11 protein-coding genes are annotated in these 16,694 nt (G+C 72.4%); 8 read left to right on the top strand and 3 right to left on the bottom strand.

All coding sequences use genetic code 11. The features are described from left to right. The first annotated feature begins 83 nt into the window (after positions 1-83). The 3 genes from DEI84_RS00785 (at position 84) to DEI84_RS00775 (ending at position 3,446) form a co-directional block, all read left to right on the top strand. Positions 84-926: an alpha/beta fold hydrolase gene (locus tag DEI84_RS00785; RefSeq protein ID WP_110900382.1), complete on the top strand. Its 843-nt coding sequence runs from the start codon at positions 84-86 to the stop codon at positions 924-926. A gap of 76 nt (positions 927-1,002) precedes the next feature. Continuing rightward, positions 1,003-1,872 (top strand): hypothetical protein, encoded by an 870-nt coding sequence (locus DEI84_RS00780; protein ID WP_110889310.1) that lies wholly within the window; start codon positions 1,003-1,005, stop codon positions 1,870-1,872. 104 nt (positions 1,873-1,976) lie between these two features. Further along, positions 1,977-3,446, top strand: a complete 1,470-nt coding sequence (locus DEI84_RS00775) for an APC family permease (RefSeq protein WP_110824292.1) — start codon at positions 1,977-1,979, stop codon at positions 3,444-3,446. A gap of 219 nt (positions 3,447-3,665) precedes the next feature. On the opposite strand, the gene DEI84_RS00770 is transcribed toward DEI84_RS00775, so the two are convergent. Next, the gene (locus DEI84_RS00770) at positions 3,666-4,337 is read right to left on the bottom strand and encodes a LysE/ArgO family amino acid transporter (protein WP_110889309.1); all 672 of its coding nucleotides are present in this window, start codon (positions 4,335-4,337) and stop codon (positions 3,666-3,668) included. Positions 4,338-4,405: 68 nt separating this feature from the next. Here DEI84_RS00770 and DEI84_RS00765 point away from each other — a divergent pair, with 68 nt between their 5' ends. From DEI84_RS00765 to DEI84_RS00745, 5 genes are all read left to right on the top strand, one after another. Next, on the top strand, positions 4,406-5,326 hold the full coding sequence (locus DEI84_RS00765; protein ID WP_220032850.1) for a LysR family transcriptional regulator ArgP: 921 nt from the start codon (positions 4,406-4,408) through the stop codon (positions 5,324-5,326). A 396-nt stretch (positions 5,327-5,722) separates the two neighbouring features. Next, positions 5,723-7,690 (top strand): cellulose synthase catalytic subunit, encoded by a 1,968-nt coding sequence (locus tag DEI84_RS00760; RefSeq protein WP_258371633.1) that lies wholly within the window; start codon positions 5,723-5,725, stop codon positions 7,688-7,690. Next, positions 7,687-8,427, top strand: a complete 741-nt coding sequence (locus DEI84_RS00755) for an HlyD family secretion protein (RefSeq protein WP_110889308.1) — start codon at positions 7,687-7,689, stop codon at positions 8,425-8,427. The genes DEI84_RS00760 and DEI84_RS00755 overlap by 4 nt, the downstream gene beginning before the upstream one ends. A 2-nt stretch (positions 8,428-8,429) precedes the next feature. Beyond that, positions 8,430-10,514: a glycosyl hydrolase gene (locus DEI84_RS00750; protein WP_110889307.1), complete on the top strand. Its 2,085-nt coding sequence runs from the start codon at positions 8,430-8,432 to the stop codon at positions 10,512-10,514. A gap of 78 nt (positions 10,515-10,592) precedes the next feature. Then, positions 10,593-11,117: a hypothetical protein gene (locus DEI84_RS00745; RefSeq protein WP_110889306.1), complete on the top strand. Its 525-nt coding sequence runs from the start codon at positions 10,593-10,595 to the stop codon at positions 11,115-11,117. Between the two features lies 1 nt (position 11,118). Here DEI84_RS00745 and DEI84_RS00740 read toward each other — a convergent pair whose 3' ends face one another. Beyond that, positions 11,119-11,898, bottom strand: coding sequence for a DNA-formamidopyrimidine glycosylase family protein (locus DEI84_RS00740; protein ID WP_110889305.1), 780 nt, complete (start codon positions 11,896-11,898; stop codon positions 11,119-11,121). 8 nt (positions 11,899-11,906) lie between these two features. Further along, on the bottom strand, positions 11,907-16,643 hold the full coding sequence (locus tag DEI84_RS00735) for an ATP-dependent helicase (protein ID WP_110889559.1): 4,737 nt from the start codon (positions 16,641-16,643) through the stop codon (positions 11,907-11,909). Positions 16,644-16,694 lie beyond the last annotated feature (51 nt).

Genomic DNA, 16,694 nt, shown 5'->3' with positions numbered 1-16,694 from the left:
CGTCGCCCGAGCTGTGCGTGGCACCGACCAGTGCCATCCGCCCGGGGACGGACCACACGACGTCGGGGACGAACGAGGACGCCATGACGACCAGCACCGGACGATCGGTGACGTCTGCGGACGGCACGCAGATCGCGGTCTCGTCGAGCGGTTCGGGACCCGTGCTCGTCCTCGTCGGCGGCGCCTTCGACCACCGGGGCACCCCGTACGTGGACGCCGTCGTCGCGGCGTTCTCCGACCGCTACCGGGTCGTCACGTACGACCGGCGTGGTCGGGGGCAGAGCGGCGACACCCGGCCGTGGTCCGTCGAGCGCGAGGTCGACGACCTCGCAGCGGTCGTGGCCGACGCCGACGGACCGGTCGACCTGCTCGGCATCTGCGTGGGGGCCGCCGTGGTCCTGCACGCCGTCGCCGCTGGGGTCCCGGTGGGTCGGGTCGTCCTCTACGAGCCGCCCTACCGCGCGAGTGCCGACGCCCGGGCGGACGACGTCCTGTTCGCCGACCGCCTGGACGAGATGATCGCCGGCGGACGACGGGCTGCCGCGGTGCGTGCGTACCTGACCCGCGTCCTCGGGGTGCCGATGCTCCAGGTGTCCGCCGTGCCCCTCAAGCCGAAGCTCTGGAAGGCGCTGCTCGCCGACGCCGGCGTCCTCGGTCGCGACGTCCGGGTCCTCGGCGGGCTCGTCGTGCCCGAGCGGGTGCTCGCCGCGATCGGCGTCCCCGTGCTCGTCGCGGCCGGCACCGCGGGCGCGGTGTGGGCCCGGGGGGCTGCCCGCGCGGTGGTCGAGAGCGTTCCCGGGTCCACGTCCGTGGTCCTCGAGGGGCAGGGGCACGTGCCGGACCCCGTCGTCCTGAAGGAAGCCGTGGACGCGTTCCTCCTCGGCGAACGCAGCCCGAGCAACACTGACCAGCCCGAGCACCACTGACCAGCCGGAGTCGCACCGGACGGTCGGAGCCGCACGGTCTGCGCAGCCCGGCGCGGTCCTGCGCCAGGATGGACGGGTGAACGCACCCCGCCTCGGACTCCTGCTCGACGTCGACGGCCCGATCGCCAGCCCGCTCTCGCGGACGATCGAGATCCCGAGCATCATCGAGGACCTCGTCGCGCTCGCCGCGGAGGGCATCCCGGTCGTGTTCAACACTGGCCGGAGCGACGCCTTCATCCGTGAGCAGGTCGTCGGACCGCTCCTCGCCGGAGGTCTCGCGGCCGGCGGTCGCGTGCACGCGATCTGCGAGAAAGGCGCCGTCTGGTGCTCGATCGGACCGCAGTTCCCGGACGGCATGGGTGAGCTCACCGTCGCCGAGGACCTGGCCCTGCCGCGCGACTTCGCCGACGAGATGCGCGACCTGGTCCGGGACGAGTACGCCGACTTGGTGTTCTTCGACGAGACGAAGCGCGCGATGGTCTCGATCGAGCAGCTCGTCGAGGTCGACAACGCCGCCTACCTCGCCCGGCAGCCGGCGTTCGACGCGCAGGCGATGGCAGCGCTCGAGCGGCGGGGACTCGGCGCCCGTCGACTCGACGACGTGCGACCGGACGAGCACGGTGCGGTGGACTGGCGCGTCGACCCCACGATCATCTCGACGGACATCGAGTCCGACCGGAGCGGCAAGGACCTGGGCGCCGAGCGTGCGCTCGAGCTCCTGGCCGAGGACGGGGCCCTGCCACTCGAGTGGCGGACGGTCGGCGACTCCCGGAGTGACTACGCGATGGCGGACTGGCTGCACGCGAACGGACACCGGGTCGCCCACGTCGACGTCCGGCCGGCCGACGGGGTCCCGGAGACGCCGTACCCCGTGCTGACCGCGCCGGAGGGCGTCATCCACGACGAGGCCGGTGCGCGCTTCCTGCGGGAGTGGCGGACCGCCTGACCGGGGCCACCATCCGACCGCCTGACCGGCGTCACCATTTGCGGACGCTCGTGGTACACCACTACCCTTCCGGGGTCCGCCTGCTCCGATGACGGGAACGTCCCATGGCCCTCCGCACCAAGTCCATCGAGGCGTCGCTCGCCGACGCCGACGAGAAGGGGCGCTCGCTCAAGCGCTCGCTGGGGACGTTCGACATCGCCGCGATGGGGATCGCCGTCGCGGTCGGTGCCGGCATCTTCTCGGTCGGCGCGAACGCCGCAGCCAACTTCGCCGGACCCGGCGTCATCATCTCGTTCATCCTCGCCGCGGTCACGTGTGGCCTGGCGATCATGTGTTACGCCGAGTTCGCCTCGACGATCCCGGTCGCCGGGTCCGCGTACACGTTCACCTACGCCACGATGGGCGAGCTGCTCGCCTGGATCGTCGGGTGGGACCTCATCCTCGAGACGCTGACGGCCAGTGCCGTGATCGCGAAGTACTGGGGCATCTACCTCAGCACCGCGTTCGACGTCTTCGGCATCACGCTGCCGAGCACGATCGCCCTCGGCCCGATCGGCTTCACGTGGGGGCCGGTGCTCATCGTCGGCGTCTTCACGGCGCTGCTGGCGTTCGGCACCCGCCTGTCGAGCCGGGTGTCCGCGGTGATCACGATCATCAAGGTCGCGATCGTCCTGTTCGTCATCGTGGTCGGCGCCTTCTTCGTCAAGGCCGCCAACTTCACGCCGTTCATCCCCACGGCGGAGCCCGCGAAGGGCGCCGAGGGCAGTGTCTGGACCCAGTCGCTCGTGTCCTTCGCCACCGGGTCCGAGCCCGCGCAGTACGGCGTCTTCGGCCTGCTCGCCGCCGCCTCCCTGGTCTTCTTCGCGTTCATCGGTTTCGACGTCGTCGCGACGAGTGCCGAGGAGACGGAGAACCCGCAGAAGACCCTGCCGCGCGGCATCTTCATCGGGCTCGGCATCGTGACCCTGCTGTACGTCGGCGTCAGCATCGTCATCACCGGCATGGTGTCGTACAAGCAGCTCGCGCAGGAGGACGCGCCCTCCCTGGCGTCGGCGTTCGACCTCGTCGGGCTGCCCTGGGCGGCGGGCATCATCGCGATCGGGTCGCTCGTCGGCCTGACCACCGTCGTCATGGTGCTGCTGCTCGGCCTGTCCCGCATCGTCTTCTCGATGAGCCGTGACGGCCTGCTGCCGCGCTGGTTCTCGGTGACGAACCCGAAGACGCAGACCCCGGTCCGGGTGCAGGTCGTCGCGGGCATCATCGTCGCGTTCCTCGCCGGGTTCACGCCGGTCGAGAACCTCGAGGGCATGATCAACATCGGCACGCTCTCGGCCTTCGTGCTCGTGTCGGTCGGCATCATCGTGCTGCGGAGGTCGCGTCCGGACGCACCGCGCGCCTTCCGGGTGCCGTGGTCCCCGGTCATCCCGATCCTGTCCGCCGTGCTGTGCTTCTGGCTGATGCTCAACCTCGAGGTCGAGACCTGGCTGCGCTTCGTCGTCTGGCTCGTCATCGGCTTCGCGATCTACTTCGGCTACAGCCGTCGGCACAGCCGGGTCGGTCGCGGCGAGCACTGACCGCCGCCCGGTGCCCGCGCTCGGTCGTCGCTGTCCCCGCGCCGACCGGACCCCGCGCCGACCGGACCCGCACAACGAGAGCCGGATCGAACCACGGAACACCGTGGTTCGATCCGGCTCTCGTTGCGTCAGACCGGCCCGAACCGCGGGCGCCGAACCGCGGGCGCCGAACCGCGGGCGTCGAACCGCGGCGCCGCGGCGGCCCTTGCCACGGCGGCGTCAGGCGCCGAGCAGCAGGGCCACGCCGAACGCGAGCATGACGACCGCGACGAGGGCGTCGAACACGCGCCACGTCACCGGCTTCGCGAACAGCGGTCGCAGCAGCCGTCCGCCGAACCCGAGCGCACCGAACCAGAGGCAGCTCGCCGCCACCGCGCCGACGGTCCACCACCACCGGTCGTCGACGCCCTGTCGGTTCGCCACCGACCCGAGGAACACGAGCGTGTCCAGGTACACGTGCGGGTTCGCCCACGTGAAGACGAGCATCGTCAGGACCGCGGCCCGCATGGTCGGCCCACCCGGACGGCCCGCGCCGAGCCGGGCGGGCGGCGTGCCGTCGTCTGCGGCACGGTCCTCGAGCCGGATCGCCTCGTCCGAGGGGCGCAGCGCCCGCCGGGCCGCGAGCACCCCGTAGGTGAGCAGGAACGCCGCCCCGACGAACCGGATGACGAGCAGCGCCACGGGCACCCGTTCGACCACCACGCCGACACCGAGCACCCCGGCGACGATGAGGGCGGCGTCGGACAGCGTGCACACGGCCACCGCGACCGCCACCACACCCGGACGCGTGCTGACCGCGAGCCGCAGCAGGTAGGTGTTCTGGACCCCGATCGCGACGATGAGGGCCAGGCCGGTGCCGAGGCCGGAGAGAGCGGGGAGGAGAGCGGTCACAGGGGAACCGTACGGTGCTGGGCTGGATCAGCACAGCTCATGATCGTGGTGCGCCGTAAGCTGCGCTCATGGTGCAGTTCCAGCGCGACCACCTCGAGACACTGCTTGCCGCCGTCGACACGGGCACCTTCGACGCGGCCGCGCGGACCCTGTCGATCACGCCGTCGGCGGTCTCCCAGCGGGTCAAGGCGATGGAGCAACTCGTCGGGCGGGTGCTGCTGCAGCGGACCACCCCGATCACGCCCACGGCCGACGGTGAGGTCGTGCTCCGGCACGCGCGGCAGGTGCGGTTGCTCGACGAGGAGACCTCGCGTGCACTCGCCATGCCGGGCGCCGACGGGGCGGGACACACCCCTTCGATCCCCCTCGCCGTGAATCCGGACTCGCTCGCCACGTGGTTCCTCGACGCCCTCGCCCTGGTGCGGCACGACACCGAGGTGGTCTTCGACCTGCACCGTGAGGACCAGGACCGGACGGCCGAACTGCTGCGCTCCGGCACGGTCATGGCGGCGGTCACGGCGGAGGCGGCACCGGTCCAGGGCTGCTCCTCCGTCCCGCTCGGCGTCGATCGCTACCGGGCGGTCGCCGCGCCGTCCTTCGTCCGTCGGTACCTGGACGGCGCCGACACCGAGCGGCGCATGACGGCCAGACTCGACCGGGTACCGCTCGTCGACTACGACCGTGACGACGACCTGCAGCAGGGATTCCTCCGGCGGGTCCTCGGGCACGCGCCGCGCGGTCCACGGCACTACGTCCCGAACTCCGCCGACTTCGCGCGCGCGGTGCAGCTCGGGTTCGGATGGGGGCTCCTGCCTGAGGCGCAGTGCCTCGACGCGCTTCGTTCAGGTGCGCTCGTCGAGCTCACCCCGGGGCGGCGGGCCGACGTCGCGCTGTGGTGGCAGCGGTGGACGACGGCGTCACCACTGCTCGAACGCGTCACGGACGCCGTGCGGTCGGTCGCTGCGGAACGGCTCCATCGGCCGGCTTGACCTGCGGTGCGGGACCGGTGACGCGCCCAAGCGGACCGATGTCCGCGGAACGCACGAGCAGCGCCGCGCCGCGCCCGTGCCCCCTGACCTGGGGGTCTGTTCACACGATCGTCACATGGCGGTCGCGGGTCGTGTCGTACGATCGCACCACTGACGGCGCGGGCCGTCAGCAGCTCGACCCGAACCCACCGAACACGGTCCCGCCTCCCGAGGGCGGACCCTCCGGTGCACGCCGCACCCACGGCGAGCACCGTGCCCCGGACGAGGAACCCTGGCCTCCGTCCGTGCCGGACCACCGCGTCCGGATCCTGTCGCCGACGTCGCCGACACCCGTCGTCCGTCGTGCCCCGCGAGCACGACGGATCGACATCTCCGACACCCGACAGGAGAACGCGCATGTCCGCACCCACGGACGTCCGGCGACCCCGGACGACCAATGCACCCCTGACCGAACCCGACGACCGCACCGTGATCGAGGTCCCCGCCGACGGGCAGCCCCGTCGCCGGGCCGGTCGCCGGTCCTCCGGCGGCCTCGTCGCCGGAGGCGCCCGAGGCCCCGAAGGCGCCGGAGGCGCCGACCGCCCGGCCGCACCGGTCGCCCACGTGACCGAGCAGCCCGCCGCCGCCCGCAACCGCGACACCCGGGCCCACAGCCCGGTCATGGTGCTCATCGTGCTGCTGGCGACGCTCGGCGTCGTCACCTACGCGGTGTTCCTGCTCAACCCCGCCAACCGCGGGGACTTCCTGCCCTACGGGCTCGTCATCATCGCGGAGAGCGTCCTCGTCGGGCAGTCCCTGCTGTCGATGTGGACGATCCTGTCCGGCGGTACCGACCCGCGTGACTTCGCGTTCCACAACACCCAGGACACGCTCTTCGACCCCGACGAGATCGCCCGTGACGGGCTCGCCGAGCGCAGCCACCGCTGGCCGATGCGCGTCCGCGGCAAGCGGGTCGTCGTCGACGTCTTCATCACCGTGTACGGCGAGGAGCTGACGAAGATCGCCGCGACCGTCGCTGCCGCGGTCGCGATGCGCGGCGAGCACCGCACGTGGATCCTCGACGACGGTCGGAGCGACGACGTGCGCGCCCTCGCCGACCGCCTCGGCGCCCGGTACGTCCGTCGGCTGTCCTCGAACGGCGCGAAGGCGGGCAACATCAACCACGCCCTGACGCTCGCCAAGGGCGACTACTTCGCCGTCTTCGACGCGGACTTCGTGCCCGCGAAGGACTTCCTGTTCGAGACCGTCCCGTTCTTCGCGGACGAGTCGATCGCGTTCGTGCAGACCCCGCAGACGTACGGCAACCTGCACAACCTCGTCTCCCGCGGCGCCGGCTACATGCAGACGGTGTTCTACCGCTTCATCCAGCCCGGCCGGAACCGGTTCAACGCGGCCTTCTGCGTCGGCACGAACGTGATCTTCCGCCGTGCGGCGATCGACGACGTCGGCGGCATCCACACCGACTCGAAGTCCGAGGACGTCTGGACGAGCCTGCACCTGCACGAGCGCGGCTGGAAGTCGGTCTTCATCCCGATGACCCTGGCGGTCGGCGACGCTCCGGAGACGATCGAGGCGTACAGCAAGCAGCAGCTCCGCTGGGCCACCGGCGGGTTCGAGATCCTGCTCACGCACTTCCCGTTCAACCCGAAGCGCAAGCTCACGATGGACCAGCGCCTGCAGTACTTCGTCACCGCGAGCTTCTACCTGACCGGCATCGTCCCCGGCCTGTTGCTGCTCGTCCCGCCGCTCGAGATCTTCTTCGACCTCCGCCCGATGAACATGTCGATCGGGGTCGGCGAGTGGGTGCTGTTCTACCTCGGCTTCTACCTCATGCAGGTCGTCCTGGCGTTCTACGCCCTCGGGTCGTTCCGGTACGAGACCCTGCTCCTGGCCGCGGTGTCGTTCCCGATCTACGCCCGTGCGCTGTGGAACGTGCTCTGCGGGAAGGAGCAGGCCTGGCACGTCACGGGAGCCGGTCGGGGCCGGGCGCCCTCGCCGTTCAACTTCATCGTGCCGCAGGTGCTCGTCTTCGTGTTCCTGTCCCTGACGAGCGTCGTCGCGATCTGGCGTGACGTGTCGAACGGGCAGCTGACGCTCGCCACCGCGTGGAACATCACGAACTCGGTCATCTTCGGCGCCTTCATCGTCACGGCGTTCCGTGAGCAGTCGGTCAACCGGCGGGCCGCCCGGCAGGAGCGTGACGCGGACACCGCTCCGGTCTTCGTCCTCGCCACGGCCGGCCTCGAGCCCGCGCCCGCCCTCCGGACCCAGGTCGTCCGCCCCGACTCGCTGCAGAACGCACGCGACGTCATCACCGCCAGCGCCGCCTCCGGCACCCCGACGGCCGTGGAGGTCGCATCATGACCTGGACCAACCGACTCCGCCTGTACGGCGGCATCCTGGTCGTGCTCGTCGTCGTCGCGGCCTGCACGCTCGTCTTCAACCAGCGGCGGAGCGCCGTGACGAGTGCCTCGGCCGCCATCACGGCGCAGGAGTACGCCGTCGGCACCGACTACGGCGGAACGGTCACCGAGGAGTACGTCGAGGAGGGTGACACCGTCCGCGAGGGGCAGGAGCTCATGCAGGTCCAGAGCCTGCAGCTCGCCCAGGACATCCGGAAGGGCGTCGTCGGCGCGGACACCACCACCAGCGCGTACGAGATCGAGCCCGACGGCCTGATCACCTTCAAGGCGGAGGTCTCAGGCACCGTCGCGAAGCTCGACGTGAAGGCCGGTGGGTACGTGCAGGCCGGCTCGGAGCTCGGCACGATCCACAAGGCGAAGAGCCTGTTCGTCACGTCCGAGTTCCTCGTCAGCCCGCGCGACTACGGCCGGATCACCGACGGTGCGACCGTCGACCTGCGCCTGCCGAACGACCGCTCGATCGAGGGGACCGTCAAGAACGTCAGCGTCGTGACCGACGCCGACGGCCAGGCGAAGACGACCGTGTCCGTGGAGAGCCCGGAGCTGTCGGCGTCGCCGTCGTCCGGGGTCACGAGCCCGGGCACCCCGGTGGACGCGACCCTGCACCTCCGCGACGACGGCCGGCTGGCCGGTATCACCGACGCGTTCCGCGACTTCCTCCGTCAGATCGGGATCTGAGCGTGCGGCTCCGTGCCGCTGCCGTCGCCCTCGTGGCCGCGTCCGCGCTCGTCCTCACCGCCTGCACCGGGACCGGCGCCGAGACCGGGACGGGAGGCCCGGACCGCGCCACCGGGACCGGCTCACCGTCCGCGGACGGTCCGGACCGGGAACAGGCCCGCGACCAGGCCCGCGCCCTGGCCGCCCTCGGTGCCGTCCCGAAGACCACCGCGGGCACCATGCGCCTCGCCGACGGGCTCGTCCCGCCGACGAACCGGTGGTTCTCCGGCCTGGTCTACGGCGCCGCACCGCAGCCGGTCTTCCCGACCCCGATCTCGTGGCAGGTGACCGACGACGGGTTCGCCGCCGGGCTGCCCGTGGTGAGCGCCACCGAGAAGACGATCGCCGGTGGTGCGGTGCAGCAGGTCGGGCTCGACCTCGGCGCCGACCGGACCCTCGTGTCCGCGTACGACCAGGTGTCCGTGACGGTCGAACACCGCGACGGCGACCGGGTCGTCGGGCACACCGTCCTCGCGCAGGGGTCCCCGCTCGTGTCCTACACGGCCGAGGCCGGACAGACCGTGCGCGCGACCTCGAGCATCACCGCGACCGGTGACGGCCCCGACGGCACGACGACGGGCACCATCGCCGCCGACGGTCGCACGTGGGGCGTCGTCACCAGCGGCGACGTCAGCGGCAGCGCGATCGAGCTCGGTCGCGGGGGCACCGTCGTCCTCTTCCCCGTGCCCGACGACGCGACCGGCAAGCAGGTGCGTGCCCTGTCCACCGCGGCGGCGTCCCCGTTGCAGCAGGTCACCCTCGCCCGCTCGTCGACCGGCACCGCGACCCACGGCGAGCAGCGGACCGCTCTCGGCTACCGCACCGCGGCACGGGGCGACACCGTCATCGTGCCGCAGCCCGGTCAGGGCGAGACGGGTCTGGACTGCACGGGTCTGCACTACGCGACCATCACCGGGGACGCCCCCGTCTGCACCGGTGACGTGCTCCGGTTCGCGGCCCCGAGCCTCCAGGCAGACGACCGGTTGGACCTGTCCGGGCTGTCCTCGTCCGAACGCGACGAGCTGACCGGTCAGGTCCGCGCGGACGCCGGCGCGGTCTCGGAGGCGTCCTTCGGCGCCGACAGCTACGGCGGCGGCAAGGACCTGTACCGGGTCGCGAACCTGTACCGGCTCGCCACGCAGCTCGACCTCGACGACGTCGCTGCGGGCCTGCGGGAGCAGTTGGTCACGCAGATCGACCAGTGGACCGACCCGGAGGGCTGCGGCGTCAGCGGCACGCGGTGCTTCCGGTACGACGACACTGTGAAGGGTCTGGTCGGCCAGGCGCCCTCCTACGGGTCGGACGAGTTCAACGACCACCACTTCCACTACGGCTACCTGCTGTCAGCAGCGGCGATCGTGGCGGACGGGTCGGACGACCTCGTGGCGAAGTGGGCACCCGTGCTCGACCTCGTCGCCGCGGACATCGCGTCCCCGGAAGCGACGGCGTCCTTCCCGGAGCTCCGCGTGTACGACCCGTACGCGCAGCACTCGTGGGCCTCCGGGTACTCGCCGTTCGCGGACGGGAACAACCAGGAGTCCTCGTCCGAGGCCGTGTCCGCCTGGAACGGGCTCGCCCGCTGGGGGACGGTCTCCGGCTCCCGGTCGACCGCGGAACTCGGCAGCTGGCTGCTCGCGAACGAGGCCGTGTCTGCCCAGCGCGACGTGCTCGACCCCGACCTGCGGGCGTTTCCCGGCTTCGAACACACGATCGTCTCGCTGAACTGGGGCGGCAAGCGGGACCACGCCACGTGGTTCAGCGCGGACCCGGCGGCTCCGGCCGGCATCGAGCTCATCCCGATGCCAGCGGTCGCGACGGAGTACGTCGCGGCCGGCGGGAAGCGGCAGATCGCCCGGGTCCTCGACGAGGCCGTGCCGGAGGGCGACTACGCGGTGCAGTTCGGGGACTACCTGCTCATGTACCGGGCGCTCGCCTCGGGCAGCCAGGCGACGGCCGCGTTGGCCGCCGCCCGGGACCTGCCGGCGGAGGACATCGACACCGGCAACACCCGCTCGTACCTGCTCGCCTGGATCATGGCGCGCGGGTAGCGGGTGCCGGACCGGGAGCGCGGTCGGGGGACGCGCTCCTGGGCTCCGGCACACCTCCGGCGGCCTACCGTCAGGAGCATGACCACCTTGCGCGCGAAGACCACCGCCACCCTCGTCGGCCTCGCCACCGTCGGCCTGCTGCTCGGCGGCTGCTCGAACGCCGGTGCCCAGAACGGCAATCCCGTCGGGAAGGTGCCGGGCTCGGAGGAGTCCGCGACCCGCTCCGACCCGGGTCAGCGCAACAGTGCCCCGTGCGGGGTCGCCTCGAGCGCCGCCGTCGACGCGATCGACGAGGCGGTCGGCCCGCACGACGGCACCGACGTCGTCAGCGTCACGGAGAGCGACGAGGGCTGGTACCTCGGCGTCTCGGTCGCCCCGAACACGAGCGACGACCCCAACGACGACGAGGTCGGCATCTGGGGTACGGAAGAGGACCCCACCGCCGAGGACTTCGACGGCCTGGTCTTCCCGGTGAACAAGGTCGCCGAGGACGTCGTCGCCGACGAGCAGGGCTCCGCGACCGCAGCACCGTCCGCGTTCTCCGAGACGTCGAAGGCCGCGAAGCAGGTCCAGAGCTGCATCGTCGAGGCCGTCGACCACTGAGTCAGGTCTGGCAGCGCGGGCACCAGTAGGTGTCCCGCAGCGTGAGCTCCGACTCGCCGAGGTCGCCCGACCGGACGCGCGTGCCACAGCGCAGGCAGGGCTTGCCGGCCCGGTTGTAGACCCAGAACCGCTGCCCCGGGCGGTCGACGCCCGTGGTCACGCGGTTGCTCCGGTCGCGGTTGGCGACGATGAGCCGGGAGGCCATGGTCACCATTCGCGCGGGGTCGCGCACCTCGCCGACGGGGCGCGTGGGCAGCACGCCCCGCAGGAAGCAGAGCTCGTTGCGGTAGACGTTCCCGAGGCCCGCCATCACCCGCTGGTCGAGGAGGGCGAGGCCGACCGGACGCTCCGGGTCCGCGGTGAGGTTCGCGAGGGCGAGGTCGGCGTCCCAGTCCGGGCCGAGCAGGTCCGGACCGAGGTGTCCGACGACGGTGGACTCCTGGTCGCGCGGGACGACCTCGAGGACCCCGAGCGTGAACCCGACGGTCGACACGTCCGCGGCGTCGAGCACCACGCGCGCCTGGTACGCGGGACGCCGCCAGCGCTCGCCGGGACGGTAGACGTCCCACCGGCCCTCCATCTTCAGGTGCGAGTGCACGGTGAGGTCGCCGATCCGGTGCAGCAGGTGCTTGCCTCGTGGCACGACCTCGTCCACCGTCCGCCCGACCAGGTCGAGCGTGGCGAACGCGGGCACACGGAAGTCGCTGCGGGTCAGGACCTTCCCGGCGAGTGCGGCGTGCAGCCGGGCCGCCGCGCGGAAGACGGTGTCGCCCTCAGGCACGATCCACCTCAGGCACGGAGGCGCAGTCCCTGCGGGGTGGCGGTGAAGCCCGCCGTGCGGAGCGCCGTGCCGAGCGCCGACTCGAGGACGAACTCCCCGTCGACCCGCTCCACCGACAGCTTGCCGAGCCCGGACCGCACGGTGGCCGCGATCGACGTCGCCGCCGCCGCGAGGTCGGCCGAGTCCTCGGTGAAGGTCAGCACGCTCTTGCCGCCGCGTTCGACGTAGACGGCGAGCTGGCCGTCGACGAGCACGACGAGCGCGCCCGCCTTGCGGCCGGGTCGGTGCCCCCGTCCGGTCTTGGTGGCCGGGGTGGTGGTCGCCGGGGACGTGCCCGCGGCCTCCGTGCCGGTCGAGCCGTCGGCGTCCTCGTCAGCGGCGTCGTGCGGCCACGGCAACGCCGCCCCGTAGGGGTTGGCCGGATCGGTGGCGGCGAGGGTGAGCGCCTCTCGCGTGCGGTCCGGGTCGGCCCGCTCCTCGTCGTCCAGGTCCTTCGCGTACGTGCGGAGCCGGTCGACGGTCGGCCCGGTGGCGAACTGCGCCGCCCCGAGCCCCTCGACGAAGTACCCGCGTCGGGCGCGGCCGGACTCCTCGAACTTCGCGAGCACCCGGTAGACGCCGGCGAAGCCGCCCCGGACGCCCTCGACCTGCACGGCCCCGCGGGTGACGACGCCGTAGCGCTCGAGCAGGAGCTCGGCGGTCGCCGCGGCCCGGACGGTCGCGTCGGGTTCGGCGAGCGGCAGGAGCGACCAGCGGCCGCCGACGTTCGGCGGTCCGGACTGGGTCGGCAGCGTCGGCCGACGACGCCCGCGGTACGCCCGGGCCCGGGGCGCGGCGGACGTGCGCGCCGCGCCGCCGAGCATCGCCCGGAGCGGTGCGAAGGTGTCGTTCGTGATCTGTCCGGCCCAGACGAGGTCCCACAGCGCGGTCGTCAGCGCCTTGTCGTCGGTGCTCCCGACGGCCTGGCCGAGCTGGCGGAAGAAGTAGGCGCCACCGCCGGCGAGGGCACCGAGCACGTCCCGCTGCAGCTCGGTCGTCTCGTCCCCGGCGGCCTCGGCCAGGGTCGTCGCCGCGGTGTCGGCGAGGTGCAGGCGCACCCAGCCGTCGTTGCCGGGCAGGGTCCCGCCGCCGGACCAGAGGACCTCGCCCGTGGCGGTCAGCTCGTCGAGCATGCTCGGGGCGTAGTCGGACACCCGGGCCGGCAGCACGAGGGACTCCCATGAACTGGCGGGCAGGGCGACACCGGAGAGTTGGTCGACGACCTGCAGCACGCCGTCGATCCCGCGCAGCCCACCGCGGGTGCCGGGGACGCGGACGTGCTGCCACGCCGGCATGAACCGGGCGAGCGTGTCCGGGGACACCGGCTCGACCTCGTGCCGGAGCGCCGCGAGCGACTTCGTGCGGATGCGTCGGAGCACCTCGGAGTCGCACCACTCGGCGCCCTGTCGGTCCGGTCGGAACTCGCCCTCGACCAGCCGCCGGTCGGCGACCAGGCGACGCAGCGTGTCCTGCACGACCGCGACACCGAGACCGAGCCGACCGGCTGCCTCCTGCAGACTGAAGGGTCCGTGGCTGCGGGCGTACCGACCGACGAGGTCCCCGAGCGGGTCCGCGACCGGTTCGACGAACGCGGTCGGCACGCCGATCGGCAGCGGGACGCCCAGCGCATCGCGGAGCCGGGACGCGTCCTCGATGACTGCCCACCGGGTGGCGCCGGCGTGCGAGAAGGCCAGGACCCGGCGGTCGCGCTCGAGCCCCTCGAGTGCCGTGCGCAGGGTGGTGCCCGCCTCGGTCCGGTCGGGGGCGTCCGCGAGCCAGCTGCGGTCGAGCAGCTCCTCGAGGTCGAGCGCGCCGACGAGCCGCAGGACGTCCACCATGCCCTCGACGTCCCGCGCCCGGCGGTCCGGGGAGAGCCGCTGCAGGTCGCGCTCGACGCCCTCGATGACCGCGGGGTCGAGGAGCTCGCGCAGCTCGGCCCGACCGAGCAACTCGCTGAGCAGCGTCGAGTCGAGCGACAGGGCGGCGGCCCGACGTTCGGCGAGCGGCGAGTCGCCCTCGTACATGAAGGCGGCGACGTAGCCGAACAGGAGCGTCCGGGCGAACGGTGACGGCTGCTCGGTCTCGCTCTCGACGAGTCGGATGCGCCGTCGGGCGATCTCGTCCGCGATCCCGAGCAGGGACGGGACGTCGTACACGTCCTGCAGGACCTCGCGCACGGTCTCGAGCAGGATCGGGAACGTCGGGTACTTCTGGGCGACCTCGAGCAGCTGGGACGCCCGCTGGCGCTGCTGCCAGAGCGGCGAGCGGCGGCCGGGGTCGCGGCGGGGGAGCAGGAGCGCCCGGGCGGCGCACTCGCGGAACCGGGCGGCGAACAGGGCGGACCCGCCGACCTCGTCGGTGACGATCGCCTCGAGGTCGTCGCGGTCGAAGACGAACAGGTCGGCTCCGGGAGGTTCGGCGTCGGTCTCCGGGATCCGCACCACGATGCCGTCGTCGGCGGCCATCGCCCCGCCGTCGATCCCGTGCCGCTCCCGCAGGCGGGCCGCGACCGCGAGGGCCCACGGCGCGTGCACGGTCATGCCGTACGGGGAGTGCAGGATGAGGCGCCAGTCGCCGAGCTCGTCGCGGAAGCGCTCGACGACGAGCGTCGTGTCGCTCGGCACGTGGCCGGTCGCGGCGCGCTGGTCGCGGAGGAAGGTGATGAGGTTCGTGACCGCGCGGTCGTCGAGTCCGACGCCCGCCACCCGTGCTCGGGCGTCCTCGTCCGAGGCGGACTCGACCTCGCGCACGAAGGCACCGGTCGCGCGGCCGAGCTCCGCCGGTCGGCCCAGGCCGTCGCCCTTCCAGAACGGCACGCGGCCGGGCTGCCCGAACGCCGGACTGACCAGGACGCGGTCGTGGGTGATCTCCTCGATCCGCCAGCTCGTGGCGCCGAGCGCGAAGACGTCGCCCACGCGGGACTCGTAGACCATCTCCTCGTCGAGCTCCCCGACGCGGGAGGCCCGCTCCCCGACCATGAAGACACCGAACATCCCGCGGTCGGGGATCGTCCCACCGCTCGTGACGGCGAGTCGCTGAGCACCGGGACGACCGGTCAGGGTGCCGTGCACGCGGTCCCAGACCAGGCGCGGGCGCAGCTCGGCGAACTCGTCGCTCGGGTACCGTCCGGTGACCAGGTCGAGCGTCGCGTCGAACGCCGAGCGGGGCAGGCCGCTGAACGGGGCGCTGCGCCGGACCAGGTCGAACCAGTGCTCGACGTCGACGGTGTCGACCGCACCCGCGGCGACGGTGTGCTGCGCGAGGACGTCGAGCGGGTTCGCGGGGACCGAGATCGATTCGATCTGCCCGCTGACCATCCGCTCGACGGTGACGGCGCTGTTGACGAGGTCGGCCCGGTGCTTCGGGAAGAGCACACCGCGGGAGACCTCGCCGACCTGGTGCCCGGCGCGGCCGACGCGCTGCAGGCCGCTCGCGACCGACGGCGGTGCCTCGACCTGGATGACGAGGTCGACCTCGCCCATGTCGATGCCGAGTTCGAGCGAGCTGGTGGCGACGACGCAGCGCAGCCGCCCGGACTTCAGGTCGTCCTCGATGATCGCGCGCTGGTCCTTGGACACCGAGCCGTGGTGGGCACGGGCGAGCACCGGCACGCTCGGGTCCGAGCCGCCGCCTTCGGTCTGTCCGGATCCGCCGACGAGCTGGGCCGGCGGGCGCTTCGGCTGGGCCACCGGCGCGTGCGCGGACGCCCGCCCCGGGGACTGCGCGACCGCCACGGCGCCGACGCCGGCGGCCACGGGCTCGGCCACCTCGGTCGTCGCGAGCGCCCGTTCCTCGTGGATCTCGTTGAGCCGGGCGGTCAGGCGTTCGGCGAGTCGTCGGGAGTTGGCGAAGACGATCGTCGACCGGTGCTGCTCGATGAGGTCGACCACGGACTCCTCGACGTGCGGCCAGATCGATCCGTTCGTCGGGCTGGAGGTCGCGTCCGCCCCGACCGGTGGGGCGCCGAGCTCGGTCATGTCGTCGACGGGGACGACCACGCGCAGGTCGAACGTCTTCTGCGCGGGCGGCGCGATGATCTGCACCGGCGCACGACCCCCGAGGAAGCGGGCGACCTCCTCCGCCGGACGCACGGTCGCGGACAGGCCGATGCGCTGTACGGGCTTCTCGAGCAGGTCGTCGAGGCGCTCGAGCGAGACGGCGAGGTGGGCGCCGCGCTTCGACGACGCGACCGCGTGCACCTCGTCGACGATGACGGTGTCGACGTTGACGAGCGTCTCGCGGGCCTTCGACGTGAGCATGAGGTACAGCGACTCGGGCGTCGTGATGAGGATGTCCGGTGGCACCCGCAGGAGCTTCTGCCGGTCGGACGAGGGGGTGTCCCCGCTCCGGACCCCGACCGTGACGTCCGGGGGTTCCAGGCCCATCCGCTTGGCGGTCTGTGTGATGCCGACCAGCGGGCTCCGGAGGTTGCGCTCGACGTCGACTCCGAGGGCCTTCAGCGGGGACACGTAGAGCACCCGGGTCCGCTGCTTCGCCGGCGGGGTGTCGGTCGAGGCGATGAGCCGGTCGATCGACCAGAGGAACGAGGCCAGCGTCTTGCCGGAGCCGGTCGGGGCGATGACGAGCGCGTGCTGTCCGGTCGAGATGGCGTCCCACGCCCCGGCTTGCGCTGCCGTCGGTTCGCGGAATGCACCCCGGAACCACTCGGCGGTGGCGGGGGAGAAGCGCTCGAAGACGTCCGTCATGGTCCGGTCCATCCTGCTCCTCACCACCGACAGCGTCCTGATGCGGGCGCT

The organism is Curtobacterium sp. MCBD17_023 (genome assembly GCF_003224415.1).
GTDB lineage: Bacteria > Actinomycetota > Actinomycetes > Actinomycetales > Microbacteriaceae > Curtobacterium.
Note: the sequence above shows the minus strand (reverse complement) of the source record. Positions and strands in the feature narration are given on the sequence as shown.